Raw genomic sequence first — 25479 nt, forward strand, 5'->3', positions numbered from 1 at the left:
TTTGTCAGCGGGCGGAACCGGGAGCCGTCAACGCGTCACGGCAGCTCTTCGGTTTTCAGCGCCGGCTCGGCCATCACGCGCGCGCTGCCAGCCAGGTTTTCGATGAGCTGGTTGGCAAAGTAGCTGCTCTGTGTGTCCGGCTCCAGCGCGGCGATCACCAGATTGGCCATCGGCTGATTCATGGGCACGTAGTAGCTGCCCACGGGCGCGTCAATGACGCCGCGCACCAGCGTGACTTCGGTTTTCACGATCTGCCCTGCGTCGGCGATGCTGCCGCGCACGTCTTGCCGGACACCGGACGAACGGGCTGTCTCCCGATACAAGTCGCCCAGCATGGAGGCGGGCTCTGTGACGCGCAGCACCTGCACGCCATGCAGCCGCAGCCGCTCTACCGCTGTTCTGGAAGACGCCGACAACCAGTAACCGCAGGGCCGTACGCGTGTCTTGATCTTTCGCAGCGTCAGCGCCGAGTTCCACTCCACGCGCAAGGCCTTGTCCGCGCCAGTGACCGGGTCGAGCATGAGCAGGTCGTACGACTCCGGAGTCGGACCCGCTTCAACAGTTGCCTCACCCTTGCAGGCCTGCGCGCTGAGTTCCTTCTCGATATAGGGCTGCAGCTGGCCCAGGTCGCTGGCGCGCTGGGCTGTGCTGGTCAGCACGCTGCTGAGCGCCACGACGTGGGTGTGGACGCGCCGCTGGATGTGCATGCGGCCTATGCCCACGCCGCGGGTTTCGATCAGCAGGCTGACGGTGTTTTTCAGGCCATTGACGTTGCGGCCGGTGTCGGGCTGGGTGCCGCCCATCGAGATTTTTTTATCCGCCAGATCGGTTGAGGTGGTGTAGTACCACTCGGTACTGAGCCCCTGCGCCTTGAGTGAGGCCACCAACGGGCGGCGATACCACTCTTCTGCGGCCTTGGTCAGGAGCTCGGGGATGTTGGCGGTCGTGGCGTATTGCAGCAGCGCGTCGTACTTCTGCACGGCGCCGAACTTCTGCAGGAACCGGCCTACCACGGTGTATTCATGGGAGTCGATCACGACCGTCGGGTGGTAGTCGCGGGTGAGTTTGGCCAGCGCCTGCGCTTCTGGCGTGTTCAGCAGCAGGTGATCGCGGTTCATGTCGAGCCCGCCGCTGGTCGCGCGTTGGCTGTCCGCCGAGCCGTCCGGGTTGGCGCGCGGCACAATGATCACGTTGACGCGATCAAGCACCGGCCGCAGCAGGCCCTGCGTGAGTTCACGCGCGACGATCAACAGGGCCTCGCTGCCGGCGGGCTCGTCGCCATGCTGCTGGCCGACCAGCAGCACGGTGGGGTGGCCGGACGCCGCCAGGCTGGCGGCGTCGGTACCCGCAGCGCGCGTCAGCACCAGCGCCTCCATGGCTTCACCGCGCTGCGACTGGCCGATGGACAGCAGGGCAGCCTTGAGGCCGGGCGCAGACCCCGCAGAGGCCACCAGGTCCCGCAGCCAGCTCTGGATTTCCGCGTTCGAGCTGAAGTTCGAGCGCCCTTCCCGCAGGCCGGGCGTGGTGTAGATGACAGACGGTGCGGGGAAGCGGGCGGCCACGGCGGCGTTGTAGGGCGCCTCCGGCATCGGGGCCGTCACGACGGCGGATCTGGGCGGAACAGCTTGCGTCACAACCGCCGCAGGAGCCACCGTTGCCGGTGTGGACGCGGCTGCGGGAACGGGAGTCGCGGGTGTGCCGCCAGAGGCAGGCCACGGCGGCAGCGGCACGGACGTGCAGGCGGCCAGCGCCAGCGTGAGCAGCAGGGGCAGGGCGCGGCGTGTCCGGCCGGCAAGGAGGGTTGACTTGTTTTGCAGAGACGGGGCTGTCATGGTCATGGCCTGAATGTTGGGGGGCTGAGGCAATGCCAGGGTGGCTTTGGCCTGAGCCCCATTATCCCGCCTGCCCCTTCCCGGCGATCTTGGTGGCTACCCTTTGTGTGTGGCAATCCCCCGGTCGTGGCGCGCACAGAAGGCCCGCATGAGAAACTACGTCCCTCCATGCCTTACTCCATGCCGTCCGAAAACGTTTTACTCCGCAAGCCCGGCTGCTCGCCCGGGCCCTTTCCCGCGCATCGCCTCAGTGTGGCCCCGATGATGGATGGGTTTGAGCTTCGCGGGAAAACTTAGCGTTATCAACAGCTTAGGCCTACAGGCCTTGGACCATGTTGCACTGGCGTTACCCCGGCTGGCCAGTGAGCTGCTTGTGCTCCTTTTGCGCGGCCGCACGCCGCTCGTCGATGTACTTGGCCAAGTCCTGCAGGTGGACTCCCTTGGCGCCCTTCTGTGAGCCTGGCTCGATACGCGTGATGGGTAGAGCGATCTCGCCCATGCCGACTTTGCGCAAGAATTTGTCAACGCTCAGGTGGGGGAAGTAGTCGCGCACGATAGTGCCCACAGGGATAATGGCTTGGGCATCGTATTGGGCCATCAACAAAAATGCGGTGTTCATTTTTTCTCCCAGCTCAATTCGTTGATGGCAGGGACTGCCTGTAAATCTTGGTCAGGTCACCCTTGACCGTGAAGCCACGGCCGCGCAGCACGTTCGCCAGGCGCGCTTGGTCGGTGTGGCTGTGCCTGGCTTGGCGCAGCAGGCCCAGGTGGCTGTTTCCGGCCGTGAAAACGTTTGCAATCGGCATTTGTTGCAGCCTGGTAGTGGCCGTCGCAACGGTGCGCCGGCGCGTGGTGCGGCGCCATGGCTTGATGACGTGGCCAACAAAGTCGATGCCTCGGTCCACCGGCTGCAGGATGGTTTTGCTTGGGTTGAGTCTGGCGCCCAGGTTTGCCGGTAGCCAGGCGTCGATCTGCTGCAGTGCGCTGCCCAGCCATTGGGACGACTTGTGCAACAGGTAAAAGTCATCGACGTAGCGGCCGTAGTGGCGGGCCTTGATTCGATGCTTGCAAAGTTGGTCCAGGCCGTTTAAGTGAACGTTGGCAAAAAACTGGCTGGACAGGTTGCCAATCGGCAGGCCGGTGTCGGGCGGCGCGTTAAGCAAGCGTTTGTGCGGGGGAACAAGGTCCTGCAGGCGCCGGTCGCCGCGCGGCTCGAAATTGGTGCGTGGGTCGTGCATCAACACTGTGTCGGTCAGCCAGCGCCAGAATGGTTCGGTGACCTTGCTGTGGAGCTGGGTCTGCAAGATGCGCTTGTCAATCGCTACAAAGAAGTTGGCCAGGTCACACTTGAGGTAGAAGGCGGGCTGGCTCCAGTTTTGGGTGATGCTGCGCACGTCGCGCTCCAGGCGCTCGGCGGCGTACAGTGTGCCCCGGCCGGGCAGGCAGGCCGCGCTACCGATGTCAAAGCTGGCAATAAAGCGCTGGGCGATGGCGTTGTACAGCAGGTGATGCACCACACGGTCGCGGAAGGCGGCCGCCCACACCTCGCGCGGCTTTGGGTGGCGCACCACAAAGCAGATGCTGCGGCCGGGCTGGTAGGTCATGGCCAGCAGCTCGTCGCGCAAGCTGCATAGGTTGCGCTCGACGTTGGCCGCGAAGGCTTGCGCGCTCTCTGTGGTGTTTTTGTGGCGACGGCAGTCCTGCCAGGCTTGCACCAGGTCTGCCATTGAAAAGGGTGCCCCACCGGGTGATGGGGCGAATAAATCCGCGGAAGGCACGAACCCGCCGCTCGTTGTCCTTGTTGTTCCAGTTGCTGTTGCCGTTGGCGAAGTCCTGGACAAAGGCGTTGTTGCGGGAGTTCTGCGTGTGTACGAGCTATCTACGTCGCCGGGCCGAAGGCTTGCGCCGATCAGCCCGGAAACTGCGCCGGACCATAGCCCGAGCTGCTCTGGCTCGGCGGTCTCCGTGGTGCGCATGGCGGTGGGCAGGCTGCCCAGCGGCTCGACCGGATTCATATCACGCACGGGCATGTGGGCCTTGACCGTCATGCTGCAGGCGCTGCGGAAAGGGTGGCCCCGGTGTGGTTGCGCCAGCCGCCGGCCTGGGCGCCGACGGCGTCCAGGACTTCGACAGAGCGTGCCCACAGCGTTTGTGGAATCACTTTTTTGAGGTAGCCGACCCGCAGCAACACGCGCACGATGATGAGGCGTTCTTGCATGAGATCGATGCGCTCAATTCGCTTTTCGCCACGCATGGTATTGGCGGCAGCGATGTCCACGATCATGGCCGTACACAGCTTGGTGATCTCGTCGCTTAGGCTGCGCCTGAGTTCGCGTTTCATCTGCATGTGTACATCCAGAGACAGCGAGATCAGGTCGCAGCCCAGGGTATAGATCGGCAGTTCTGTGTAGATGGCCATAGGTCAGGAAAATCGACGGGCCGGCTTCGCCGGTCGTGGGGTCAAGTGTTTAAGTGTTGAAGGGTTAAAGCTGAATCCAGCGGAAGGCACGAACCCGCCGCTCGAGGTCCTTGAGGAGCCAGCCGCTGTAGCCGTCGGCGAAGTCCTGGACAAAGGCGCCGTTGCGGGAGGTCTGCGTGCTGGACAGATACCAGCCTTCGGTGTTGAAGTGCTTGGGGGTGTGGGCGTAAGCCATCAACAGGTCCACACGGCTGGGTAAGTGAAAGTCGATGTGCCCGTCGGCTGTGTAGCTGCGTGCCCACGCGGCGGCTGTGTGGTCGTCACCCGCTGCAATCAGCGCGTCGGTGTTGGCGGGGCCGTTGAGCTGGCTGGTGGCGCCGGGCACGTCGATGTAGGGGCCGTAGATCAGGTCCTGGTTGTCTGCATCGGCAGCGGCTGCGATGAGGTGGCGCGCTGGCAGGCCCAGGGACGCGGCCATCGTGTAGATGTAGATACCACCCTGGCCGGGCCAGTATTCACCGTGTGCCGGTGGCGTGTTTGCGTCGGCTTCGGCCGGGTTGGTGGCTGCCGGCGCGCTTGCTGTGTCTGTTGCGGTTTTCATAGTTGCTCCTGGTGGTTTAAGCTGGTGAGGGTGCTGGTGAAGGTTTGCGAGTGGGTTCTTAGGTCGTGTCTCTCCCTTCCGGCCCGCGCTTTATTGGCTTGGGCTTTGGAAAAGGGTTTAGGGATAACGTCGCCGCTGCGGTGCCCGGAGGCTTTGCTGGCTGCATGGGCTTGACCAGGTAGTTCCAGATGCCCAGGGCGCTTGTGACCACAAAGCAGATCTGCAGGACCAGCAGAAAGGCGTGGCCGTTGCGCATGGCAAAGATGATCAGAGCGACGTTGCTGCCCAGGAAGGCTATCCAGCCCAGCGCGGCATACTGCCCGCGCCTGGCGAGCATGTAGGCGCCGGCAAGGCCCAGCGCAGAGCCTATGGCTTCGTCAACGTTGGCCTGCAGGTAGATCTCGCTGCGAAGGGCGAACAGCTGCAGGTAGAGCCAGCAAAGCTCAAGCAGGCTGCTGGTGAGGCCCATGATATTGGCCACGAAGCTGCTGCCGTAGCTCATAAGAGGTTCTCCTGGACAGGTACGGGGAGGGAATCGGCAGCCATCGTGGCCGTGGCCGCTGTGGCGCGTGGGTCGCGCTTGGCGGTTCTGAGGGCTGCGTGGTACTCACTGACTGCCAGCTGTTGCAACTGGTGGTCGTGTAGAAACAGGGCGGTGTCCAGGGCGCCAATTTCGTCAAAGTAAAGCGTGGTGCAGCGGCCCCAGTCAGATCCGCGCGCGCCGGCTTGTACGCGGCGCCAGACGGCGTCGAGCGCGTTGCCAGCGGCCGCCAGGTGTTCATGGATGCCACGCACCACGCCCTGGGTCTCAATGGCGTTGGCGGCGCACACCAGGTCAGACAGGTGGACCCATTGCTCCTGGGTGGCCACGCCCTCGCGCAGGGCCTTGAAAGCGGCCTGCGCGCCCTGCAGCACCTGGCCGCGCTCGGTATCGGTCAGCCTGGTGGCGCGCAGGGTGACTACCTCGATGGCATTGGCCATGATGGGTTTGGGTCGTCTTGCAAACGCATGCACTTTTCGGGTGGCCCGTTTGGCCTGGCGGCGCTGCGCGCGGTTTGCCACTGAGACTTGCTGGAGTTGGGTTTGCATCAATGCACCTGATGAATGACTGGCAGCGGATCTGCGGGTGTGAGTTGGGCAAGCCGCGCGAGCATGGCTTGAACTTGCCCATGCCCGACGTCGGCCTCCATCGCGCCTATGGCGCTGCTAAAAAAGGCGCTCCAGACCTTGGTGCGCAGTGTTTCTTTTTCGAGCGATGTAACGGCTGACAACAGAGCGGGAATGCACGTATCGAAGATCGAGCAGCCTGCGGCGTGAACTTTCTCCAGAGTCGCAATGTCATCTGGCGTCATGTGGTCAGCGGGCAGGCTGTAGCGGTCGGCGCTCATGGCCGGGCCTCTCGTGGTAATGGCCAGGCGTCCACCTTGGTGCTGGCGGGGATATCCAGGCTTGTCTGGTTTGCCGTTGGATCTGACTTCTTGGACCCGGCTTTCTTGCCTGCTGCGGGCTCGGCATCAATCTCATCGAACTCGGCAACAGCCAAATCTTTCACGCCGTCAATCTGCACCGTGTATTGACCACACGACACGCTGTCGATCACGCCTGCCTTGCCGCAGCACTTGCGGAAGTGGCCTGCCGGACCTTTGAGGCCTTGCCTGAACCGAACGCGGTCACCGATTGCAAACTCAGAGGCTGTGGCGTCTGGCGCGGCTGTAACGGCCTTGGTGGTCTTCTTTGCGGCCGGCGCCGCTTTCGACTTCGCCTTGTCGGCCTTGGCCTTCACCGCAGCGCGTGCAGCGGATTGCAGCTTGGCCTTGATGGCCTTGCCGTCCACGCCCAATAGCGCGCTCATCTCGTCCAGGTTGGATGTGCGTGGCGTGCAGTATTGGGCAACGTGCAGCTCGCCGGTGATGCAGGCCGCGATGATGAACTTATTAAAGTCGGCTTCGCTCAAACCTTTAAAGTGCTTGATGGCCTTGTCATGTTCGTCGTAGCCGAAGTATGCGAACGGCCAGCCCAGCATGGCATGCAGCCGCTTGGTGTTGTCGTGGTCCAGTCGCTGATACAGGCGCGCTGCCATGGGCGTCAGCAGGCGCTCAAACAGATCTGCCTGGTCCAGCGCGCCGGCCTTATCCAGCAGCTGTGTGGCCCAGGTCTGGCGAAACTCGCGTTCTGCCTTGTCCTTTTTGTTTTGCTCGCTCTGTTTGACGGCGTAGTCATCGCGGCCCACATCCTTGGAATTACCGATGCCGTGTTCCTTGAAGAGGCGCTTCACGTCAGCGGTGAGCAGGGCCTCGATAAAGCCAGGGCCGTGTGGGTTGTCGATCAGTGTGGTGCCGGGCATGTTCTTGCCCAGCAGCTGCTTGACGGTCTTGCCGTCCAGGCCGTCGCCGTATTGTCTCTCGCTGATGGCTGTGTAGCCGCCTTGCAGGTAGGTGGGGCGGTGGGAATAAGGGACGATCTTCTTTGCGGCGGCGCCGCTGATGACGGTTTGACCCTTGGCCTTGGCTGCCTCTGCCAGAGCAGTGTGATGCGCGTTGCTTTTTTTGCCGTAGCAACTGCGGTCCAGGCAGGTGTCTGGCGCTTTCTTGCCTTCGTCAAACAGATCGGACGCGTTGCCGCTCATCTTTGGGCATTCACCGCAGGCCGGTGCGTCGGCCAGGGTGATCTTGATGTTGAAGGGCGCGTCTTTCAGCTCCAGGCGGTGGGTGTTGCGGACGTACTCAGCCGCCTCACGTTGGCTCAGGGTGCGATCAACCACGTCGGCGTTTGTGCCGGTGCGTGCCAGGCCGGCAATGTGCCTGGTGGCCTCGATCTGGCCAGCCTCGTTGCCGATGGTTGCCACCTGCAGGGCGGTGGTGCGGTCCAGCTTTTTCTCAAGAAAGACCTTTTGCGCAAAGTTACAGAGCTGCAGCAGCTGCATGGTCTGGTAGATGTACCGGGTGCTTTTTTTGACGGCGCTGGCCATATCTGCAACGCGGTCCGCCATGGGACGCTCTGCCTGGCTGGGCAGGTCCAGGATGCGGCGGTAGCCCTGGGCTTCTTCCAGAGGGTGTAGATCCTCGCGCTGGACGTTTTCAACCAGCTGCATGCGCAGCACCTGCTCATCGGTCAGGTTGCGCACCAGCACCGGCACAGAGCGCACGCCGGCCATGCCACAGGCGCGGTAACGGCGCTCGCCGGCAACAATCTCGTGCGTAGGGCGCGGGTCGGTGCTACGGCGGTCGTTGAATGTCTCTTCCAGGCGTGAGCCGGGCAGCGGCCGCACCAGGATGGGCTGCAGCAGTCCGTCGGCCTTGATGTTCTCGGAAAGGCTCTGCAGCGCTTCGGGGTCGAAGTGGCTGCGCGGGTTGGTCAGGCTGGGGACGATCAGCGTCAGCGCCAGCACGTCAAACGCATAGGTCACGGTGCCTGGCACGGCGCGCTTGTCGGCATGCATGGCGCCGCTGGCGGCAGCGGGCGCAGCGGCGTTGGGCGCTAGTGCAGCTTGCGCGGCGGGCGCCAGATCATCGGCCGACAGGTTGGCTACGGGCATGCCTGGCACGTCAACAAGGTGGCGGCCTTTGGAGGGCGTACCGACAATGAGCCCACGCTTGCCGCACTGCGGCATGGGGTCGCCGTTGGGTTTGCTGGCGGTGGCTTTGATGGTGACGGCATCGCCGTCCTTGAAAGCGTTTGCAACTTTGGTCATTGCGATGTCTCCAGGGTGGGGGAATGGGCTTGTGCTTGCACCAGCTCACCGGCCAGCGTGGCGCTGCATGCGCCGTACTGTGTGGTGGTGGCATGGGTGGCGCAGATCCGCAGCAGCTGGTTGGCCAGCTCCTGGGCGGCGGTGCGGGGGTGGCCGATGGCGGGCGGCGCGCTGTCAGTCAGCACGGCGCAGCCCTTGCCCTTGGGCAAGGTGCGGATCACGATGGTGATGGTTTGCATACGCCGGGTCAGATCCATAGACCGGGGCGATGCACCGCAATGCGCTCGATCTGCTCGGGCGTGAGTGTGACGCTGCCGTCCTCGTTAGGGTCAAGGCCCTGCAGGGTGATGTCGCCATCTGGCCATGCGCTGATGACCATGATGTCCTCTGTGTATGGCGTGGCGGGCAGGGTGGTGCTGAGCGTGCCCGCAATGTATTGACCCGTGCCCAGTGACCACTCAAAGGCATTGCCGTTTTTGGTGGCTTTCAACAAGCCGGCCTCGACAGACTTTTTAAGCAAGGTGGCTACGCTGGCGGGGTTGGCATCAAATTTCTTTGCAATCTGTGCTGCGCTGATGCTGCCGCCCTTGGTTTGCAAGTGTTGGATAACGCGGGCGGGGATAGAGCCGTCGCGTGGGGTGTAGCTTGTGGTCATGGTTGGGCCTTTGATGAGGGGTAAAAAGATCAGGCGCTGACGGGCTGCAGCTCTGCGGGCGCGGGGGACGGTGCGGGAGCAAAGAGATCGGGTGCGTCGCTAACGTGCCGGACGTGCGACACGCCGTTTGCAACCAGGCGCAGGGCTTCAAGGCCGACGTGGAAGCTGTACACCTGGCCCTTGCGCATGCGGGCGGCAGCGACCTTGCATTCGTCGTCATGGCCGACTGGGAAGAACTGCTGCACGTCGATGTGTTGGCCCAAGGCCATGACCACGGAAAAGCAGAGCGTGGGCGCGAAGTGGCCCTGGTGGTCGGTAGGGCGCTGCGCAGCGTGCGCGTTTTCGACAAGCCGGCCCTCATACTGCAGGGTGCAGGTGGCTGTGGGCGCCACGGCCAGCAGCGGCTTACCCATGGTGAAACTCCACGCCATCTAAGGCGGCGGCAGTGGCCTGGCAGTTGCGGGGCGGCGCGGGCGTCAGGCACTCCCTGACCAGGTGGGGGATCTGCTCAAGCAGCTCGCGCGGCATCTTGTCGTAGTGAACGCAATGCAGCGGACGCAAAAGCCGGTAGGCGGCTGAATTTTTTGGTGTGTCGGTGATCTGCACCAGGCTGTCTACCTTGCATATGTCGAACCACTCGCCGGCAAACAGGCTGTCAATGGTGGTTTGCGCCACCAGGCGTTTTGTCTCGGGCAGTTCCGCCAGTGAGTTGCTCTTGCCGGATGTCAGCAAGCCAAAGGCGGCAGAGTTCTGGCCAGAGCAGGGTAACGCCAGCGTTGTGGCCTCGGGCAAAAGCCAGGGCTCGCTCCGCCTTGAGGAAGATCCGGCCGAGCCCGAAACCCGCGAGTGCGCCCGCGAGAAAAATGAGGATAGCGACATCGAAGTACTCCATTGCGGTGGTTAGGGATGCTTTGGTGAGGGGTGCGGGCGCCCGCGCTTGTCAGTGCAGACAATGCCGCCGTCGGCTGTGGCGATATAGCTGGTGTTGTCAAACTCATGGCGGGCACAGCGGGTGCGGGCGATGGCTTCGGTTTGGGCGACTTCGCCGGCCGCTTCGGGCGTGTAGCCGTAGCTGCCATAAGTACGCTCCCTGTCGAGCTGGGGGCCTAGCCAGCCCAGGGCCAACGCGATGAACGCCACCCCGGCGAGGGTTTGGACGCCTCGGACAAGCGCCGCGCTCATGGCTGGTAGTCCTTGCCCCACGAGGCAAACTCTTCGCGCTCTGTGGCGGCAATGCGCCCCATGGTTTTGAGGCCAGCAAGGTTGTGCCCCCAGGCCACACACGTGGCTTCTGGCGTGTGCAGCGCATAGGGGCCTTGGGCGTGGTTTGGGCGAAGCTCGTGCAGGCATCGCTGCAAGGCGCTGATTGCGCCTGTGGGCGCGGCTGGGTTTGGAAGTGCTGGCATCGGGCCTCCGTGTGGTTGGTGCCTGCATAATGCATCAATGCATTACTTGATGTCAATGCATTGATGCATTAAAAAGTGAAAAATCTTTATCTTTTTGGCTGTTGCGGGCATATTCACCCCAGAGGAGTCAGTGATGAAATCAGCCTTGGTGCTTATTGTTGGTTTTTTTGTTTCACCAGCGGGGGTGTCGCAACCTAACGCGTACGTGGTGCCGCAACTCGACGTTCATTTCTCCAACTCGTGGTGTCCCCGTCCTGAAGAACGCGCTGAATTGGCGCAGATACTCGCGCTGACGATGAATGGATGCTGCATTGCGCACGGGACGCCGAGCAATGAAGGCAACCACTTCGCAGCGCTTGCGAAGTGGCGGGCTTGGATCGTCGAGAAGCCTCCTTACGCTGTGACTTGCAAAGGCGTGGTGGTTACAGCCGAAGAACAAGCCGACCCGGCGGTCTACTCAAAGCTCCTCGCCGATAAAGCGAACGTTTTACGCGCTGCACGCCAAAAGGTGCAAGCGCAGGTAGCGCCAACTATGCTGCGTGAAATGAGTGAAGATCATTTTTGCGAGTCTTATGGCCGCGCACTACGCGGTGATGCCCTCCCGGCCCTTGACGATCTCAAAGATACCAAGGGGTTCGTAAAGACTGAATCGCGTCGCCGTCGGCTCAATATCAACGATTTAAGGGCAACAAGCCGTGAGCTTAAATTGGGCGACTCACAGTGCCAGCTATATGCTTCCAAGGGATTTCCGCAGAAGACCAACCGCTCTGTTGGCTCGTGGGGCGTGCACATTCAACACGTTTATAGGACAGTGCTGGTCTATACAGAAAACGGACGCGTGTCGGCATACCAGGATTAGCCGCCGAGCAGGTGCCCATCATCCATTCGTACCGTTGTTTTTTGTTGGTTCAGTAAGCGAAGAGCTTGCCGCTACCAAGACATCCTTCTTGTACTCAGGCATTTGCTGCATTGCAAGCGTGACGACACGTATTTTCGTATCCGGCTCAAATGGCACCTCCCCGATCAGTTGTGACAGGGTTAACGAAAAGTGTTGGGCTAGGGCCTGGAGGTGTGAAAAGTCTAGCGTGGCTGTCTCGCCCTTAAGGAATCGGTTCAGCGTCGTCTGAGACATGTTGCAGTCGAGCGCGAGCTGTCGTTCGCTTGGTATGCCGTGGTCCGCGATGAGCCGCTTAATGATCTTGCGCGTATGGTCATGCATCGCACTATTTTCGGCAATCACTTGAGTTCAGTGATGCATTGATGCATTATGATACTCAATGCAACATTGCATCAAATTATGTGGCCTGAAATTATTCAACTTCTTAAATCCCGTGGGTATAGCCAAAAGCGACTTGCAAAAGCAACGGGCGTTGATCAATCGACGATCTGTCGATTGGGCGATGGCCGCGCGCCAGAGCCGAGATACAGCGCGGGTGCGGCATTGATCGAACTGGCAGGGGGCGCGGAGGCGCTCGCATCAGCGCACGGCATTGACGTGGCTGCATTCTTTGGTCGCACGCAGGCCGGTGTGTTTTGCGACCCGCTAACGCCGGATACCTATGAGACAAAACAGCCCCCAGCCCTTACCGGACAAGCGCAAGCAGCTATACAAACCATAGCAAAAATGGGGGCAATCAATGTCTGAGAAAAATGACGGGCGTGCGATGGACGCTGCGACGGGTCCACGCAATCGCGGCAGAACCGCAGTGCAGGTTATCGACGAACTGAGGCGGCTTCGAGATCCTGCTCGGTCGGAAGGATTGCGCGCTCGCTGGTGGTCAAGCCTGTTACGAACTCTTCCGAATGGCTCCCGGCGAGCGCAATTCCTGAAAAGGTGTCGAGCTGCTTGGCTACTGTGTCGTAAGCAAGTTTGGGGTTGGGGTGGCAAAGGATGAGCGCTCTTACTGCTGCCATTGCCGCAACTACCTGGCCTTCCAGTCTGTTGACGCGTCTGGTTGTTTCGGTGTCCATGTGTATGAGTGACCCCTTCAGTGGCGGTGGTGGTGCGATAGCCGCATTGTCTGCTGACTGTGGGCGCTTGCCTTTTCTCTTTTGCTCCCCGGCTGTCAGAGGCCCGGCGGTTGCACTTTGCCGACCAGGCGCGGGCCGTGCTACCCGTGGCGCCGGGACGTTTATTAGCTTCTCCCCTGGTGTCGTCGGCGTTTTTTGTTCGTTTGAGCTGCATGCTTGCAGTCTCTTTTTTTTGCAAAAAAAAGTCTGTCCCCGCTTGTCCCCTAATTGGGGACGACCGGGGACAGCGTTGTTTTAGGAGGTTCGGATGGCCACGCAATTACCAATTCCTGAGTGCTTCGACAAGGTAGAGGACGCCTTGAAGGCGGCCGTTATGGCTATGGGTGGCTTCAAGGCTGTGGGCCGGTTGATGCGGCCGGACTTTGATAACGCGGCCGAATGGCTGCGCAAGTGCTTGAGCGATGACCGGCGCGAGCGCCTGGACCCGAGCCAGGTGATGTGGATCTTGCGGGAGGCAAAGCAGCAGGGCTTCCACGCGGCGATGGACTTCATCGCCGGGGATGTTGGCTACAAGGCCGCGCCGGTGGATGCCGAGGCGCAGATCCAGAGCCTGCAGGAAACCATCGCGGCAGGGCTGCTGCAGCTTAATCAACAGATGGCGCGCGTTGCCCATCTGCAGGAAAGGAAGGCCCAATGAGCCGCCCAGCAAGCCCTGAGCGCACCGCGCTGCGGCGGGTGCTGGAGCATGGCTTTACGGGCACCTGTGAGGCGCTGGCAGATCTGGCCGGCGTACCAAAACACAAAGCGCAGGCCGCGCTTAAAGAGCTGAGCCGCGAGGGTGAGGCCCGCGCCAGGGAGCGTCGGCGCATTGCCGGCAGATCTGGCGCGGCGCTGGTGATCTATGAGCCAAGCCGGCGTGCCTCATTCGATTCCCTGGGCTTTGCGCTGCAGGCATGGCGGTAGGCCGCAGCCTGCGAAGCAAAAACAACGGAGCAACCCCACATGCCAGGAAGCAGCCCACCGGGCGCAGGCAAGCGCGGACTAGTGCCGCGCATAGATTTCAAAAAGCTGGCGGCTGAGCTGCTGGATCGTGCTGAGCAGCTGGTGCCCAACTGGATCAGCGGCGGCAAGATCTTCCGTGAAGGCAGCAATGGGCCAGAGTACAAATGTGCCGGCCTCGATGGTGGGGCCGGCCGCAGCTGCAGCGTCAACCTCAAAACTGGGCAATGGGCCGACTTTGCTTATGAGGGTGAGCAGGGCGGGGATCTGCTGAGCTTGTACGCAGCGATAACCCACGGCGGTGACCAGTTAGCGGCGGCAAAGGATCTGGTGGAGCAATTTAACCTGGGGTCGGCTGTTGTTTCCATGGAGCCCATGCGGCCCAAGCCTGCTGGCGGCAGCGATACGTCGAGCGACGACGACTTGCCGGCCAAACCTGCGCCGGTGGCCAGAGTAAAAAAGGAGGGCGCTTCGCGGACGGAAAAGGGTGAGTTCACGCCCATCGTGCCAGTACCGGCACACGCGCCACCGCCAAAAGCAAAACACCCTTTTCGCGGTGCGCCTGAGCGCGTGTGGACGTACACGCGCGACGGCGAAACGCTGGGCTATGTTTACCGCTTTGTCACCAGCGACGGAGGCAAAGAAACCATCCCTCTGGTGTGGGCCCAGTCGCTGGCTGACAGCACGCAAAAATGGGTGTGGAAGACCTGGGACCAGCCACGCCCGTTGTACCTGGCCGGCGGGCGGCTGCGGCCGGGTGTGGTGCGCATCATTGTCGAGGGCGAGAAGTGTGCCGACGCGTTGCATGCGCTGATCGGCGAAGAGTTCGACGTGGTGAGCTGGCCAGGTGGCAGCAAGGTGCCGGATCGCGCCAGCTGGGATTGGCTGCTGCCTGCGGGCGGCGATGAAGCGCCGGGCAAGGTGCTGATCTGGCCAGACTGTGACAGCCAGCGCCGCAAGCTGACGCCCGAAGAAAAGGCGGCCGGCGTTGACAAGGACACGGTGGACTTTCTGCCGGCCAAAAAGCAGCCTGGTGCATTGGCGGCCGCGAAGATTGCGCAGATCCTGGACGCCCTGGGCCTTAAGGTGTGGGTGTGCCCGGTAGAAGAGCCTGGCAAACTGGTAAGCGGCTGGGACTGTGCAGACGCCATTGCCGAAGGCTGGGACGCTGAGCGCTGCAAGACCTACCTGCGCAGCGGCAAGGCCTTCACGGCCGTAGCGCCCATGGTTGATGATGAGGTTGGCCAAGGCTCCGCTGGCGCGAGCGATGAATCGGGCGATCCGCCCAAGCGCAGCGCCTGGCGCATCGGCTTGATACGCAATGAAGACGGCGCGCCCAGGGCGGTGCGTGAAAACGTGGTGCTGGCCCTGCAGAGCCTGGCCGACGTGCGCGGCAAGATTGCGTTCAATGAATTCTCCAACGACATCATCAAGCTCGCTGACATGCCCTGGGGCAGCCCGGCGGGCCGGTGGACGGAGGTTGACGAGCTGCTGATGGGTGAGTGGCTGGTGCGCAAGCACAGCCTGCCCAGCATGCCGCGCACCACGCTGGAAGAGGGCATGCGCATGGTGGCCACGCGCAACCAGTATCACCCGGTGCGTGAGTACCTGGCGGCTACAGTGTGGGACGGCACGCCGCGGCTCGATGACTGGCTGATAAATGCGGTGGTTGGTCGGCCTGAAAAATTGGGTACGCGCGAGCGCAAATACCTGCAGCGTGTAGGCGCCTGGTTTTTGATGGGCATGACGGCACGCGCCATGCGACCGGGCTGCAAGTTTGACTACATGCCGATTTTTGAAGGCCCGCAGGGCATGCGCAAAAGCACGGTGTTGCGTGTGCTGGCCGGCGACTGGTTTGCCGACACAGGTTTTGTGCTGGGTGACAAGGACAGCCTGCAGATGCTGCAGGGGCGGTGGCTATATGAGATCTCGGAGCTGGACGCGATGGCGCGGGCAGAGGTCACGAAGATCAAGGCCTTTATTGCCAGCCAGCTGGACTGGTACCGGGCCTCTTTTGACAAGCGCCCACGGGAGTACCCGCGTCAGCTGGTGTTCGCGGGAACGACCAATGAACACCAGTACCTGATCGACGGCACGGGAAACCGCAGGTTTTGGCCTATCGACGTGACGCGGGTGATCGATACCGACTGGGTGGCGGCCAATCGCAACCAGCTGTTTGCAGAGGCCTGGGCGCGTGTGGCGCAGGGTGAGCGGTATTTCCCGAACACCAGGGAAGAGCTGGAGCTATTCTTGCCGCAGCAAAACGCCCGCATGATCGAAAGCCCGATTGAGTCGCGGCTCATGGACTACCTGGTCAACAACGCTGAGGGCATGCTTAAAAATCAGATCCAGATTGTGCAGGCGTTGGCCGGCATTCAGATCGACATCACCAAGCTGGGGCCGGGTCGCTTTCACGAAAAGCAGGCCGGCACGGCGTTTAAAAAATTTGGGTGGGTGCGCGCCAGGTCAAGCCTGCCGAACCGGCCCTGGGTGTACACCAAGCCCGACAACTGGCCAGACTGCATGAAGCTGGACGACCTGGACGATCCGCCATCGGCGCCAGGCGCGAAAGCTGCACCAGCGCCGGCCGCAGATGTGCCAGACACCATTCCTGCCCTTGAGCGGGGCATTTTTTCAGCAGGCGACGATGAGCCGTTTTAAGCCAGCGATGGGTTCTCACCCGATAAGGCTGCGGTTCAGTGAAACGCGTGTGGACGTTGGAGGCGTGATCGCGCCGCCCACCACGCGGGGACGTTGCCTGGGCCTGCCTATGCCGTAGCGCTCCAGACCGTCCCTGTCCCACTGTCCCATGGGGCGCAGTGATTCCCTGGTGGGCCATTGATCCCAATGGCATCGCGTGGAATAACTCGGCCTTTTTTTGAAGCGGCGTTGCAGCGCGCCGGCGGGCGGTTTTGATTGGACTGGGCTACATATGAGCGCGCCCGGATGTGCAGGTGGGCGTGATCGTGATCGCGCGCGTAGGCCCCTCGCGCCTCTTTTATCCCTGTGGGACATTAGGACAAAAGAAATGAATAAGTTGCAAAAAAAATCTGAATTGGACGTTCAGGCCTATCTCAACCCAAAAAAAGCAGCGGCGGATCTGGCAAAAAAAATGTGTGTCAAGCTGGCGTCATCGGCGACGACGCCAGCACCAACTGCAGCGGCAGCAAAACCGGCCACAAAGGGCTGGCTGGCTGCTGCCATGCCGGAGGCGGCCCTGGTGATGGTGCAACTCAAGGAATCGCTGGGCCCGCTCTACGCCGATGTGCTGGCGAACCTGAAAAACGGCAAAGGCTTCTTGGTGGACGAAACCACCAACATCGCTATTGGCAACCCGCCGGCAGAATGGCAGCGCGGCAAGATCGAGGACCGCGACGGCTTCAAGATCATGCGGGTGCGCCGGCGGGCTGCGGATTGAGGTCTTGCACCCCTTGAGGTTTGGCCCGAGGTCTTGCACCCCTGGGTGTTTTGCAAACGCTTGCAGTTAGCTGCCTAGATCCCACGGTCGGTCCTGCAGATCGCGCTCCATGTAGCCCAGCAGCACCTGCAGCGTGCCAGGCAATGGGCGCGCGCAGCGCTCCATCTGGCGCAGGTTGTCGGCGCCGTTGGCGCCCCACAGGCCCAGGCGCTGGGCCATGTCGCTGACTGACAGGCCCAGTGACTTACGCAGGCCCTGCAGGCGCCCTGCCAGGGCGGGATCGAGGTCTTGCACCCCTGGCCGCTTGGCCATGTCTTGCGGGGGTGTCGGTTTGGCTGTCATGGCCGCATTCTCCGTCATGTCCGCGTCCTGGGCCATGCGGCATCCTCAATGCTTCGGATCAGCTTGGAGCGGGTCGACAGCTTGCGGCTGGCTGGCTGGTCTAGCCTCACGTCTGACAGATGGCCAGCCTTGAACGTGGCGCGCCAGCGTTTGCCGTGACATTCCACAATGACCAGATGCACAGAGGCCAGGACGGTGGCGTCCTTATAGGCCGAGACAATCGCATGAACCTCGCCGCCTGGCCACATGTCATTAAAACCCCGGTGGCTACCCGCCGGCAGACGCTCCGGCGCGTCCATGGCCGCGCCCTCCTCAGTCTGCCAGTCGATGAGGTAACGGGCGTCCATCTTTGCCCATGGGTTGCGGTGGCCGGTCAGGTGGTGAATCTTCACGGCCGGCTGCTGGTTGATGTTGGTTTTCATGGCTTAGGCGTAGGAGCTGTAAGAGTGTTTGCGATACAAGGGCGCGCCGTTGGGCAGCTTGCTGATGATTTCCAGCGGGTAGGCGTAGCCGCGGGAAAAGCCGGCCACGCGGATATGGTCGCCGCTGGTGACCTTGGCGCGCTTGGCCTCGCCGGTGAACACGCCAGGGCATGGCACACAAATACCAGTCATATCGCCGGTGGGCTGGCGTTCGCAATCAATGGCGCGAATCGCCACCATGCGCCGGCCAATAACGGCCGTGACCTGGTAGTAATCAATATTCGTTTGGTCATACCCCCAGCTGTGGACCAGCACGGCGCCAACGGTCAGGCCGTGCGGTTTAGCCAGTTCGGCGCGCCTGCTGTCGGCGTGTTCTTGGCGCGCGGCGGCGGCTTGTTCGGCAGCAATTGCAAGCGTGCGGAATGCCTGCATCCGGCGCCCGGCATCGTGGAAGTGAAAATGCTTTGTTGGCTTGAAGGCCTTGCCCTGGTAAAAAACCATGTTCAGCTTGCCGGCTTTTCCTGGGTAAAACCACGCCTCCCATGCGCCGGACTTGCTGGCCAGGCGCTGGCCCAGCGCTGGCACGATGGCGCGCGTCTGGCGGGCTTTGGCTGGCGCTGTGGATGCGTTTTGCTCAAGGTCTTGCACCTTAGGTGCTTTGGCCGGTGCTGCTGCGGCCTGCGCGTCGAGGTCTTGCACCCCTGCAGTTGCCGGCGCTGGCGTGGCGATCTGCTGGGCCAGATCCTGCGCCGTCGTGCCGCGGGCCCAGCCCTGGGCCAACTCAAAGGCGCGGGCCTCTACGATCCCGGCCGCATCGCTGTGGGGTATGCCGGCCATATCTGCCACCAGTTGCACAATTTGAGATTGCCAGGCGTCCCAGCTGCCAGCCGCGGGCCCTGCGGCCGCTGCGGCATCTGCCTGGGCTGCGGGCGCGGCCGGGCCGAGGTCTTGCACCCCTAGTACTGCGGGTACGTCCTTTTTGAGGTCTTGCGCCCCTGCTGCTGCGGCCGTGTGGTCCAGGCCTGCCAGGCGCTGCGCTGTGGTCATGCCCTGGTGGTTGCGATACGCTTGCCAGGCGCCGACGGTGGGACTCCAGCGAAACCCGGCGGCCTTGAGCTGGTCGCGTATGTCGGCCGCGGGCTTGCTTGGGAAGTACAGGCGCACGCGGTTAGCGGGTGGGTCATCTTCAAGGCGGATACCGTCGGCGCCGTCCTGCTCTGTGATGGGTGCGGCCTGGGCGCGCTCGATCTGCTCCAGGCGGGCGCGCATGCTGCGGATGTTCGCGTTGTTGTTGGTCAGCTCGTAAGCCTGAAAGCCACAGCCGCGGTATGGGCGGGCCAGCAGGGCGCGCGCAGGGCCTTCAAGGTAGCCCAACTCCATCAAAGCGGCCACCTGGTGATCGGTGCCGGCTTTGGCATTTTTTCGGATGGCTGCATTGGCCAATTTCATGCACTTTTGGACGTATTCGGCCTGGGCGATTTTGACGGCCAGGCGTTCGGCCGCGTCTGCATCGCCGGCCATGATGGGCCGCAGATCCGGCCGCAGGTTGCGCACCACAGCGCGCCGGGCTATCTCGCGGCCGTCCAAATATTCGCCAAGTCTTTTGTGTGCGATGTCGGCGCGCTTATTCATGCGCGCGGCAGGGAAGTTTGACGGGCCGGCAATGAATGACGACACACACCGGGAAGAGCTGGCAAGGTAAGCGCGATACCTGCCGGCCATGCCGTCGCGATAGCGTGCAAATTCTGCAGGCAGCTTGTCCAGCGTACCGCCCTTGATGGCCTGGGCGTGGAAGTAGGCGTAATCCTCTGCCAGGGTGCCGGCGTATTCAGCGCGGGCGCTATCCCCTCTGCGCTCAGGTGAAAAGCTGATCCCCTGGTGGGCAGATCGTGCCAGGGCGTGCGGTATGTCGGCCAGCATACCGGCCGCGTCAATCGTGGCCGGCGGCGCCTGGTCCAGGTCTTGCACCCCTGGGCCCGTCAGGCGCGGCGCCTGTTGGCTGGTGGCAGGGCCTGACGTACTGGCGCCGTCGTGGGCCGCCTGGTGGCCTGCAGCATGGCCAGCTGCAGGCGCGCTGCCGGCGCCGACCGTGTCGCCCTGGGCGCGTACTGTGGCAGGCTCTGTAATTGCAAGCGCCTGCACTTTGCCCAAGTGCAGATTAATGGCGGCTTCGTTCGCGTAGAAGATTTTGGCCAGGCTGACGGGTAACCCGTTGTAGGTATCGTTGCCGTCATAACGCGCGTGCTCACGGTCGCGGCGCCATACGCCGGCGCCGTCATCGTGCCAGCTGTAGCCTGTGCATGGCCCATAACTTGGGTGTTCGTACACGCACAGCGTCCAGAGCGTTTTGCCGATTTTCTCGGATTCGCTGCACCACTTCACGCTAGAAAATGCGGTCTTTGTGGCGGGCGCTTGGGCGGCATTGGCCAGGGCCAGGGCGGTTGCCACCACGGCAGCGACTGCGGCCGCTGCTGAGGCGTCTGTGTCCTCTATGGCGTCAAAATCGAGCGCACCATTTTCGTACAGCGTGCAGGGCTTGGCATTCAGTGGCTCAAAAAATGCATCAATCGTCACTTTGCAGCTGGCGGCACTTTTCCCCCATCCGTCACTATTCGCCATCGCGAATTGTTTAACGTAATCGCGCGTGCTCATGCCCGTGGAAAAGCGGGGGAACTGTTGACCGGACATGCGACGCGCTGCAGGCTTGCGAATCTTCTTCAATGCGGTAACCATGGCAGCGGCCCGGCCGGGCTTGGCTGACAGTTTGAGCATGACGCGCCCGATGCGTAAAACTTGCGTGCCTGCAGTTTCGTCCTCAAGGGCTGGGCATCCTTCGATAGCTTCGATTAGCTGCTGGGTCTTGGCCGCTTCGCGCGCGGCATATGTGGCGGCAAGGCGTTTGGTGATGCTGGTTTGCTTAGTCATGGTCTTTACTCCAAGTAGTCGGGCCTGTGGCCCTGGTGGCGGATTAAACGACCGTTTAACCCTTGCGTGAATTATAGGGCCATTGGCCCTATTGTGCAATACCTTACAAATAATAAGGGCCATCGGCCCTAGTCTTTATTTTCTGCGGGCCGCGCGCGCGGCTTTTTTCTCCATGCGCTGCAGCCAGACGCGGGCCTTTACAGCTTGGTGCCATAGCCCGGACAGCTCTACAGTTTCCCGCTGCCGGGTGCCTTTAAGCCGCAGCTCCAGGCACCCGCCGGCGATGGTGGCCACTACGGCGCGCACCCTGCCGCCATCGCGCACAAAGGCGGATGTCTCGCGCGTTACCGGCTTTGTGCTGGGCGTCATGCTGGCACCGCCTGCAGCGCGTCGGTCTGTGTCACGTCAAATACTGGGATAGCCTTAAAGAACATGCCGGGCCCGTGCTGTTCGGCGCCGTCGGTGGATTCACCTGGTGCCGCATCGGCACCGGCTTTGCGGCCCTTGGGGCACGGGCGCAGAATGTAAATTGCTTTCTCACCCTTGCGCACGGCGCGGCCGTGTGCGATCCATTGGCGAAACCCGCCGATGATGGTTATCGCGCGGTCAGCTTGCAGCGTCACAAGGCACGTATTACGCGGGCTAATAACGTGCTGCTCGATGGTCACAACGGGGAAGCGGGCCGCAATCGCCGCGCGCTGCGCGTCCGTCATTTTGGAAACTTGGGCCGCAAGGGTTTTCATCTGCTCATTCATCGCGCTGACTCCTGGTGTGGCGGGCCTGTGGCCCTGGTGGCGGATTAAACAACCGTTTAACCCTTGCCTGAATTATAGGGCCATTGGCCCTATTAGGCAAGACCCGGCGGAATATAGGGCTATTGGCCCAGCTTATGGCTGGGCTTGCCCTGTCTTGATTAGGTACAGCTCCCAGCTAGCCAGCGGCATCGCCCTTCCGCTTTCAAAGCCTGAGCCTAGCTCCCAGCGGCGCCAGGTGCGCCCGTCGGTATGCACCAGTGTGCCAGCCTGGGCCGCGCTGTGGCCGGCGGCAGTTCGTGCGGCTTTGATCTGGTCGGTAGTGGGTTGATCCATGAGCGCATTGTAGGGCCATCGGCCCGCACCCCTGCCGCTTTCCGTATAGCTCCAGTCTATCGACGCGCCCGGTCCAAAAGGTACTCCCTAAGGTGCAGCCAAGGGGGTAAATTCGGCCCCGTGTCTTCTGGAGCTAGAGGGTATTCGCAGGGGGGTTATATCGGGTGTGGGGTAGATTGCACACGTTTGCGATTTACCACCTATCAATTTTTTGTGATATTAGCGCGCGACAAGTGCTCGCGAAAATCACAATGAAACTCAAATTTGACGTCGATTACAAGCTCACGGCGAATACCTTTCGGTCTACCGCGTCCCAGGTGCCTTATGCGGCCGCGCTGACGCTGACCAAAATTGCAGGCGACGCGCGCGACGCGATCACGAAGCAGTTGCCGACGGCGTTTGACCGGCCTACAGACTTCACACTGCGCGGCGTGTACACGCGCTCGGCCTCCAAGGCAAAACTGGTGTCCGAAGTTTATTTTCCTGAAAGCGTGGATGAGCTGGGCAAAGCCAAACGTGAGTACATCCGCCCAGGCGCGCAGGGCGCTGGCCAGCGGCGCCAGAAAAAAACGGAATATCTGCTGACGCGAATGGGCGCACTGCCGCGTGGATGGTTGACCACGCCGGGCAAGGGCGCGAGCCTAGATTCCCACGGTAACGTTCCCGGCTCGGTTTACAAGCAGATTACCAACGTGCTGCAGATCCGTGTGCAGTCCAAGCCGGTGAGCCAGCGCAGCCAAAAAGGCGCGAAACGCCTGGGCGTGGCGGCGTTGTTTTTTTTGGTTGCGCCTGGCGCAAACACGATGTCGAAGGGCGGCGGCTGGCTTCCGCCCGGCGTTTGGAAACACCTGCCAGGCGGCAAGATCACGCAGATTCTGAAGTTCGTCAAAAAGGCCAGCTATCAGCCGCGCATTGATGTCCGCCAGGTAGCGATGAGGGCGCTGGTCCTCAACCTGCACCGTCGCTGGCAAGAATCGGCCGATACCATCACCAAACGGTTTTCGCGGAGCGGGCGGCGGTGATGGATCTAAGCAAGCCATGCACTCAAGTGGACTTTGCCGCTCTGGTCGGTATCTCGCAGCCGGCCGTCAGCGATCTGCTGACGCGCGGCATCCTCAAAGGCAGCCAGCCGCTGGGTGTGTGGCTCAAGGCGTACACGCACCAACTGCGTGAACAGGCCGCAGGCCGCGGCGCTGATGGCGAACTGGCTATCAACCGCGCCGCTGAATCAAAAACGCGCAATGCGTTGTTGGAGATCAAACTCAAGAAAGCGCAAGGCGACTACACCGAGGTGGCCCTGATTGAGCAAGTGCTGTCACACATCGGTAGGCAGATTGCGAGCCAGCTGGAGCCGCTGCCGGCGCGCATCAAAATGCTGTGCCCGCAACTGACGGCCGAAGATCTGCAAGGCATTGATGCGGCGATTACCGAGGCGCGCAACCTCGCGGCCCGCGCCGCGCTGTCCATCCTTGCAGAGGTCGATCCCGACGCTGACGATCTGGATGATGCCGTGCTGGAGATCGACGCGTGAGTGACGCCGGCGAGATCATCAAGATCCTTGCAGCCTTGCCGGCGGAGCTGCGGGCGTCAATCGCAACCAGCGCAGCCCGCGGCTTGGCTGCGCTGAAAAAGCCGCCGGATCTGTCGCTGGCGCGGTGGGCGCATCGCTACTTTTACCTGTCGGGCGAGTCTAGCCTGCGTGAAGAAAAGTGGCGCGCGTGGCCGTTTCAGATCGGCATTCTGGATTGCATGGGCAACGACTGCATCGAAGAGTTCACGTTTTTCAAGTCTGCCAGGCTGGGGTACACCAAGTGCTTACTGGCGTTGCTCGGTTACACCGCGCAGCACCGGCGGCGCAAACAGTGCATCTGGCAGCCGACCGAAGCGGACAGCGACGACTTTGTAAAAACCGACCTGGACCCCATGCTGCGCGATGTGCGAATCATGCGCACCGTGATGCCGCGCATCCTGAACACCATCAAGGAAAGCACGCTCAAGGCAAAGACCTTTTTGGGCTCGATACTCAAAATGCGGGGCGGCAAGTCAGCCGGCAACTTTCGGCGACTCACGCTGGACCTGGGCGTTGCCGACGAGCTGGATGGATTTGACCAGAGCATTGAAAAGGCGGGGCCGCCTGACGGCCTGATCCGCAAGCGGGTGGAGGGCGCCACCTACCCGAAGTGCGTTTTTGGCAGCACCGGGCGGATGCGCGGCCTGAGCCACATCGAGCGGCTTCACAAGGCGGCCGATGTCCGCATGCGCTTTTGTATCACCTGCCCGCATTGCCAGGCAGAGCATCCTCTGGAGTGGGGCAGCAAGAAAACAAAATTCGGCATTAAGTGGGACGTGGAAGATCCCGAGGCAACCGTACGCCACCATTGCCAACATTGCCACGGTGCTATCACCCAGCCTGAATACCTGCGCCTGGCCAAGGAAGGCTGCTGGGTCAGCGACTGCGGCGCGTACCGGCTGAGCCACTGGTGGGACGAGGTCGGCGAGCCATGCTCTGAGTGGACGCTGGCCGACGGCACGCCCTGCCTGCCGCCACGCGTGGTGGCCATGCACTGCTGGACGGCCTACAGTCCGCAGGTAACGTGGGGCAAAATCCTGCGCGAGTTCCTGGACGCCTTCAAGGCCATGAAAGAAGGCAACAAGGTGCCCATGGTCGCCTGGGTGAATGAAACCAAGGGCGAAACCTACGAGGAAGAGTCAGAGCAAGCCGATGTCAACGCATTGCAAACGCGTGCAAAAGCCAGCGGCAACCCTATGCGCATCGTCCCGGCGGGTGGTTTGTTGCTGGGCGCCGGCGTTGACGTGCAAGACAACCGCTTTGAAATCGTCGTGTGGGCCATCGGTCGCGGGCAGCAGACGTGGGCAATTGACTACGTCGTGATCGACGCCAACCCGGCGCTTGAGTCAGACTGGGTAAAAGTGTGGGAGTGCCTGCAAAAAAAGTACAGGCATGTCAATGGCGCCTGGATGAGCCTTGCCGGCGCAGCCGTAGATACCGGCTATGGCAACTACACCCATGAGGCCTACTCGTTTGTGGCCAGGTACGCCGACCGCGCCGACAACTTCAAGCTGCGCGCCGTCAAAGGCAGCAGCAACGACGGCGACCCGATCAAGGCCAGGGCAGCCCGGTGGATGAATATCAACGTCAAGGGCCGGATCGTGCGCCGCGGCGTCAAGCTGTGGATGGTTGGCACCGACACGGCAAAGGATCTGTTCTACGGCCGCCTCAAGGTCGAGGTGCCTGGGCCGGGGTACGTGAATTTTGCAAGCGACTTACCGGCCGAATTTTTCAGGCAGTACGGCAACGAAAAGCGCATCAAAGTGCGCCTGGCCGGCAAAGAGGTCAGCCGCTGGTATCACGCATCAGGTGCCAATGAGGTCATTGACTGCACGGTCTACACCATCTTCATGTTTGAGGTTTTGGAGGTCGGCGGCTTCACTGAAAAAAAATGGCAGCAGCTCGAAAGCCAGGTGGCGCCGGATCTATTCGATAGCCGTGATGTTCCTGAAAACGCAGCGCTTCCGTTGGCGCTGGAAGCTGAAACCATGGCAGCGCCTCAAACGCCGGCCCAGCCCGTGTCAGATCTGCCCAAACCATTACCACAACAGAGGCCGCAACCAGCGGCCCTACCGTCAGCCTCTGCGTTATCCGCGTCAAATCCGTTTGCGTCAAGCGAATGGCTTGAGCGTGGTTGAAC

32 protein-coding genes are annotated in these 25479 nt (G+C 61.9%); 9 read left to right on the top strand and 23 right to left on the bottom strand.

Annotated elements, in window-relative coordinates; translation table 11 throughout:
* Window positions 1-35 precede the first annotated feature (35 nt).
* The 15 genes from ACESMT_RS10305 to ACESMT_RS10375 all read right to left on the bottom strand — a co-directional run bounded on the left by ACESMT_RS10305 (window position 36) and on the right by ACESMT_RS10375 (window position 10604).
* Window positions 36-1838, bottom strand: a complete 1803-nt coding sequence (locus ACESMT_RS10305; RefSeq protein WP_372826494.1) for a M14 family zinc carboxypeptidase — start codon at window positions 1836-1838, stop codon at window positions 36-38.
* A 340-nt stretch (window positions 1839-2178) separates the two neighbouring features.
* Entirely contained in the window at window positions 2179-2451 is a 273-nt protein-coding gene (locus tag ACESMT_RS10310; RefSeq protein WP_372826495.1) for a pyocin activator PrtN family protein, read from the bottom strand.
* A gap of 13 nt (window positions 2452-2464) precedes the next feature.
* The gene (locus ACESMT_RS10315) at window positions 2465-3559 is read right to left on the bottom strand and encodes an RNA-directed DNA polymerase (RefSeq protein ID WP_372826496.1); all 1095 of its coding nucleotides are present in this window, start codon (window positions 3557-3559) and stop codon (window positions 2465-2467) included.
* Window positions 3560-3876: 317 nt separating this feature from the next.
* On the bottom strand, window positions 3877-4251 hold the full coding sequence (locus tag ACESMT_RS10320) for a four helix bundle protein (protein ID WP_372826497.1): 375 nt from the start codon (window positions 4249-4251) through the stop codon (window positions 3877-3879).
* Window positions 4252-4315: 64 nt separating this feature from the next.
* Window positions 4316-4852 (bottom strand): DUF1566 domain-containing protein, encoded by a 537-nt coding sequence (locus ACESMT_RS10325; protein ID WP_372826498.1) that lies wholly within the window; start codon window positions 4850-4852, stop codon window positions 4316-4318.
* 58 nt (window positions 4853-4910) lie between these two features.
* Window positions 4911-5354 carry a hypothetical protein gene (locus tag ACESMT_RS10330; RefSeq protein ID WP_372826499.1) on the bottom strand — a complete coding sequence of 148 codons (444 nt, stop codon included), beginning with the start codon at window positions 5352-5354 and terminating at the stop codon, window positions 4911-4913.
* Window positions 5351-5941, bottom strand: coding sequence for a hypothetical protein (locus ACESMT_RS10335; RefSeq protein WP_372826500.1), 591 nt, complete (start codon window positions 5939-5941; stop codon window positions 5351-5353). Before ACESMT_RS10335 ends, ACESMT_RS10330 begins: the two co-directional genes overlap by 4 nt.
* Window positions 5941-6240 (bottom strand): hypothetical protein, encoded by a 300-nt coding sequence (locus ACESMT_RS10340; protein WP_372826501.1) that lies wholly within the window; start codon window positions 6238-6240, stop codon window positions 5941-5943. The genes ACESMT_RS10335 and ACESMT_RS10340 overlap by 1 nt, the downstream gene beginning before the upstream one ends.
* Window positions 6237-8543 (bottom strand): ParB/RepB/Spo0J family partition protein, encoded by a 2307-nt coding sequence (locus ACESMT_RS10345; RefSeq protein WP_372826502.1) that lies wholly within the window; start codon window positions 8541-8543, stop codon window positions 6237-6239. The genes ACESMT_RS10340 and ACESMT_RS10345 overlap by 4 nt, the downstream gene beginning before the upstream one ends.
* A complete protein-coding gene (locus tag ACESMT_RS10350; RefSeq protein ID WP_372826503.1) occupies window positions 8540-8782 on the bottom strand; it encodes a hypothetical protein in 243 nt (80 codons plus the stop codon). The genes ACESMT_RS10345 and ACESMT_RS10350 overlap by 4 nt, the downstream gene beginning before the upstream one ends.
* 8 nt (window positions 8783-8790) lie before the next feature.
* Window positions 8791-9198 carry a hypothetical protein gene (locus ACESMT_RS10355; protein WP_372826504.1) on the bottom strand — a complete coding sequence of 136 codons (408 nt, stop codon included), beginning with the start codon at window positions 9196-9198 and terminating at the stop codon, window positions 8791-8793.
* 29 nt (window positions 9199-9227) lie between these two features.
* Complete coding sequence (locus ACESMT_RS10360) at window positions 9228-9611, bottom strand: hypothetical protein (protein WP_372826505.1); 384 nt, start codon at window positions 9609-9611, stop codon at window positions 9228-9230.
* A complete protein-coding gene (locus tag ACESMT_RS10365; RefSeq protein ID WP_372826506.1) occupies window positions 9604-10077 on the bottom strand; it encodes a hypothetical protein in 474 nt (157 codons plus the stop codon). Before ACESMT_RS10365 ends, ACESMT_RS10360 begins: the two co-directional genes overlap by 8 nt.
* 21 nt (window positions 10078-10098) lie before the next feature.
* Window positions 10099-10380 (bottom strand): hypothetical protein, encoded by a 282-nt coding sequence (locus tag ACESMT_RS10370; RefSeq protein WP_372826507.1) that lies wholly within the window; start codon window positions 10378-10380, stop codon window positions 10099-10101.
* Window positions 10377-10604 carry a hypothetical protein gene (locus ACESMT_RS10375; protein WP_372826508.1) on the bottom strand — a complete coding sequence of 76 codons (228 nt, stop codon included), beginning with the start codon at window positions 10602-10604 and terminating at the stop codon, window positions 10377-10379. Before ACESMT_RS10375 ends, ACESMT_RS10370 begins: the two co-directional genes overlap by 4 nt.
* Window positions 10605-10737: 133 nt before the next feature.
* Between ACESMT_RS10375 and ACESMT_RS10380 the strand changes: the two genes are divergently transcribed.
* Window positions 10738-11463 (top strand): hypothetical protein, encoded by a 726-nt coding sequence (locus ACESMT_RS10380; protein WP_372826509.1) that lies wholly within the window; start codon window positions 10738-10740, stop codon window positions 11461-11463.
* An 18-nt stretch (window positions 11464-11481) separates the two neighbouring features.
* Here the strand turns inward: ACESMT_RS10380 and ACESMT_RS10385 are convergent, their stop codons facing one another.
* The gene (locus tag ACESMT_RS10385; protein WP_372826510.1) at window positions 11482-11844 is read right to left on the bottom strand and encodes a helix-turn-helix domain-containing protein; all 363 of its coding nucleotides are present in this window, start codon (window positions 11842-11844) and stop codon (window positions 11482-11484) included.
* 27 nt (window positions 11845-11871) lie between these two features.
* Here ACESMT_RS10385 and ACESMT_RS10390 point away from each other — a divergent pair, with 27 nt between their 5' ends.
* Window positions 11872-12249 carry a helix-turn-helix domain-containing protein gene (locus ACESMT_RS10390; RefSeq protein ID WP_372826511.1) on the top strand — a complete coding sequence of 126 codons (378 nt, stop codon included), beginning with the start codon at window positions 11872-11874 and terminating at the stop codon, window positions 12247-12249.
* A gap of 68 nt (window positions 12250-12317) precedes the next feature.
* Here ACESMT_RS10390 and ACESMT_RS10395 read toward each other — a convergent pair whose 3' ends face one another.
* On the bottom strand, window positions 12318-12575 hold the full coding sequence (locus tag ACESMT_RS10395; RefSeq protein WP_372826512.1) for a hypothetical protein: 258 nt from the start codon (window positions 12573-12575) through the stop codon (window positions 12318-12320).
* A gap of 307 nt (window positions 12576-12882) precedes the next feature.
* On the opposite strand from ACESMT_RS10395, the gene ACESMT_RS10400 reads away from it, so the two are divergent.
* The 4 genes from ACESMT_RS10400 (at window position 12883) to ACESMT_RS10415 (ending at window position 16992) form a co-directional block, all read left to right on the top strand.
* Window positions 12883-13272, top strand: coding sequence for a hypothetical protein (locus ACESMT_RS10400; RefSeq protein WP_372826513.1), 390 nt, complete (start codon window positions 12883-12885; stop codon window positions 13270-13272).
* Window positions 13269-13538, top strand: coding sequence for a hypothetical protein (locus ACESMT_RS10405; protein WP_372826514.1), 270 nt, complete (start codon window positions 13269-13271; stop codon window positions 13536-13538). Before ACESMT_RS10400 ends, ACESMT_RS10405 begins: the two co-directional genes overlap by 4 nt.
* Window positions 13539-13577: 39 nt before the next feature.
* On the top strand, window positions 13578-16235 hold the full coding sequence (locus ACESMT_RS10410; RefSeq protein WP_372826516.1) for a VapE domain-containing protein: 2658 nt from the start codon (window positions 13578-13580) through the stop codon (window positions 16233-16235).
* A 271-nt stretch (window positions 16236-16506) separates the two neighbouring features.
* Window positions 16507-16992, top strand: coding sequence for a hypothetical protein (locus ACESMT_RS10415; RefSeq protein ID WP_372826517.1), 486 nt, complete (start codon window positions 16507-16509; stop codon window positions 16990-16992).
* Between the two features lie 66 nt (window positions 16993-17058).
* Here the strand turns inward: ACESMT_RS10415 and ACESMT_RS10420 are convergent, their stop codons facing one another.
* The 6 genes from ACESMT_RS10420 to ACESMT_RS10445 form a co-directional block, all read right to left on the bottom strand.
* On the bottom strand, window positions 17059-17334 hold the full coding sequence (locus ACESMT_RS10420; RefSeq protein WP_372826518.1) for a hypothetical protein: 276 nt from the start codon (window positions 17332-17334) through the stop codon (window positions 17059-17061).
* Between the two features lie 14 nt (window positions 17335-17348).
* Window positions 17349-17756: a hypothetical protein gene (locus ACESMT_RS10425; RefSeq protein ID WP_372826519.1), complete on the bottom strand. Its 408-nt coding sequence runs from the start codon at window positions 17754-17756 to the stop codon at window positions 17349-17351.
* A gap of 3 nt (window positions 17757-17759) precedes the next feature.
* Complete coding sequence (locus ACESMT_RS10430) at window positions 17760-20681, bottom strand: hypothetical protein (RefSeq protein WP_372826520.1); 2922 nt, start codon at window positions 20679-20681, stop codon at window positions 17760-17762.
* Between the two features lie 135 nt (window positions 20682-20816).
* Window positions 20817-21050, bottom strand: coding sequence for a hypothetical protein (locus ACESMT_RS10435; RefSeq protein WP_372826521.1), 234 nt, complete (start codon window positions 21048-21050; stop codon window positions 20817-20819).
* Window positions 21047-21436: an ArdC-like ssDNA-binding domain-containing protein gene (locus ACESMT_RS10440; protein ID WP_372826522.1), complete on the bottom strand. Its 390-nt coding sequence runs from the start codon at window positions 21434-21436 to the stop codon at window positions 21047-21049. Before ACESMT_RS10440 ends, ACESMT_RS10435 begins: the two co-directional genes overlap by 4 nt.
* 132 nt (window positions 21437-21568) lie before the next feature.
* The gene (locus tag ACESMT_RS10445; RefSeq protein ID WP_372826523.1) at window positions 21569-21769 is read right to left on the bottom strand and encodes an XRE family transcriptional regulator; all 201 of its coding nucleotides are present in this window, start codon (window positions 21767-21769) and stop codon (window positions 21569-21571) included.
* Window positions 21770-21945: 176 nt separating this feature from the next.
* On the opposite strand from ACESMT_RS10445, the gene ACESMT_RS10450 reads away from it, so the two are divergent.
* Genes ACESMT_RS10450 through ACESMT_RS10460 form a run of 3 tightly spaced genes read left to right on the top strand, consistent with a single transcriptional unit; the run spans window position 21946 to window position 25477 of the window.
* Complete coding sequence (locus ACESMT_RS10450) at window positions 21946-22791, top strand: hypothetical protein (protein ID WP_372826524.1); 846 nt, start codon at window positions 21946-21948, stop codon at window positions 22789-22791.
* 26 nt (window positions 22792-22817) lie between these two features.
* Window positions 22818-23300, top strand: coding sequence for a hypothetical protein (locus ACESMT_RS10455; protein ID WP_372826525.1), 483 nt, complete (start codon window positions 22818-22820; stop codon window positions 23298-23300).
* Window positions 23297-25477, top strand: coding sequence for a phage terminase large subunit family protein (locus ACESMT_RS10460; RefSeq protein ID WP_372826526.1), 2181 nt, complete (start codon window positions 23297-23299; stop codon window positions 25475-25477). Before ACESMT_RS10455 ends, ACESMT_RS10460 begins: the two co-directional genes overlap by 4 nt.
* The last annotated feature ends 2 nt before the right edge of the window (window positions 25478-25479 follow it).

This window comes from Polaromonas sp. (assembly GCF_041689105.1).
GTDB lineage: Bacteria > Pseudomonadota > Gammaproteobacteria > Burkholderiales > Burkholderiaceae_C > Polaromonas.

Coding starts and splice junctions, on each gene's coding strand:
- ACESMT_RS10320 (WP_372826497.1), bottom strand. CDS start 4,251: ATGGCCATCTACACAGAACTGCCGATCTATACCCTGGGCTGCGACCTG.
- ACESMT_RS10355 (WP_372826504.1), bottom strand. CDS start 9,198: ATGACCACAAGCTACACCCCACGCGACGGCTCTATCCCCGCCCGCGTT.
- ACESMT_RS10400 (WP_372826513.1), top strand. CDS start 12,883: ATGGCCACGCAATTACCAATTCCTGAGTGCTTCGACAAGGTAGAGGAC.
- ACESMT_RS10350 (WP_372826503.1), bottom strand. CDS start 8,782: ATGCAAACCATCACCATCGTGATCCGCACCTTGCCCAAGGGCAAGGGC.
- ACESMT_RS10325 (WP_372826498.1), bottom strand. CDS start 4,852: ATGAAAACCGCAACAGACACAGCAAGCGCGCCGGCAGCCACCAACCCG.
- ACESMT_RS10430 (WP_372826520.1), bottom strand. CDS start 20,681: ATGACTAAGCAAACCAGCATCACCAAACGCCTTGCCGCCACATATGCC.
- ACESMT_RS10310 (WP_372826495.1), bottom strand. CDS start 2,451: ATGAACACCGCATTTTTGTTGATGGCCCAATACGATGCCCAAGCCATT.
- ACESMT_RS10375 (WP_372826508.1), bottom strand. CDS start 10,604: ATGCCAGCACTTCCAAACCCAGCCGCGCCCACAGGCGCAATCAGCGCC.
- ACESMT_RS10340 (WP_372826501.1), bottom strand. CDS start 6,240: ATGAGCGCCGACCGCTACAGCCTGCCCGCTGACCACATGACGCCAGAT.
- ACESMT_RS10420 (WP_372826518.1), bottom strand. CDS start 17,334: ATGACAGCCAAACCGACACCCCCGCAAGACATGGCCAAGCGGCCAGGG.
- ACESMT_RS10330 (WP_372826499.1), bottom strand. CDS start 5,354: ATGAGCTACGGCAGCAGCTTCGTGGCCAATATCATGGGCCTCACCAGC.
- ACESMT_RS10410 (WP_372826516.1), top strand. CDS start 13,578: ATGCCAGGAAGCAGCCCACCGGGCGCAGGCAAGCGCGGACTAGTGCCG.
- ACESMT_RS10305 (WP_372826494.1), bottom strand. CDS start 1,838: ATGACCATGACAGCCCCGTCTCTGCAAAACAAGTCAACCCTCCTTGCC.
- ACESMT_RS10345 (WP_372826502.1), bottom strand. CDS start 8,543: ATGACCAAAGTTGCAAACGCTTTCAAGGACGGCGATGCCGTCACCATC.
- ACESMT_RS10395 (WP_372826512.1), bottom strand. CDS start 12,575: ATGGACACCGAAACAACCAGACGCGTCAACAGACTGGAAGGCCAGGTA.
- ACESMT_RS10370 (WP_372826507.1), bottom strand. CDS start 10,380: ATGAGCGCGGCGCTTGTCCGAGGCGTCCAAACCCTCGCCGGGGTGGCG.
- ACESMT_RS10435 (WP_372826521.1), bottom strand. CDS start 21,050: ATGACGCCCAGCACAAAGCCGGTAACGCGCGAGACATCCGCCTTTGTG.
- ACESMT_RS10405 (WP_372826514.1), top strand. CDS start 13,269: ATGAGCCGCCCAGCAAGCCCTGAGCGCACCGCGCTGCGGCGGGTGCTG.
- ACESMT_RS10360 (WP_372826505.1), bottom strand. CDS start 9,611: ATGGGTAAGCCGCTGCTGGCCGTGGCGCCCACAGCCACCTGCACCCTG.
- ACESMT_RS10440 (WP_372826522.1), bottom strand. CDS start 21,436: ATGAATGAGCAGATGAAAACCCTTGCGGCCCAAGTTTCCAAAATGACG.
- ACESMT_RS10445 (WP_372826523.1), bottom strand. CDS start 21,769: ATGGATCAACCCACTACCGACCAGATCAAAGCCGCACGAACTGCCGCC.
- ACESMT_RS10425 (WP_372826519.1), bottom strand. CDS start 17,756: ATGAAAACCAACATCAACCAGCAGCCGGCCGTGAAGATTCACCACCTG.
- ACESMT_RS10315 (WP_372826496.1), bottom strand. CDS start 3,559: ATGGCAGACCTGGTGCAAGCCTGGCAGGACTGCCGTCGCCACAAAAAC.
- ACESMT_RS10390 (WP_372826511.1), top strand. CDS start 11,872: ATGATACTCAATGCAACATTGCATCAAATTATGTGGCCTGAAATTATT.
- ACESMT_RS10365 (WP_372826506.1), bottom strand. CDS start 10,077: ATGTCGCTATCCTCATTTTTCTCGCGGGCGCACTCGCGGGTTTCGGGC.
- ACESMT_RS10380 (WP_372826509.1), top strand. CDS start 10,738: ATGAAATCAGCCTTGGTGCTTATTGTTGGTTTTTTTGTTTCACCAGCG.
- ACESMT_RS10415 (WP_372826517.1), top strand. CDS start 16,507: ATGAGCGCGCCCGGATGTGCAGGTGGGCGTGATCGTGATCGCGCGCGT.
- ACESMT_RS10335 (WP_372826500.1), bottom strand. CDS start 5,941: ATGCAAACCCAACTCCAGCAAGTCTCAGTGGCAAACCGCGCGCAGCGC.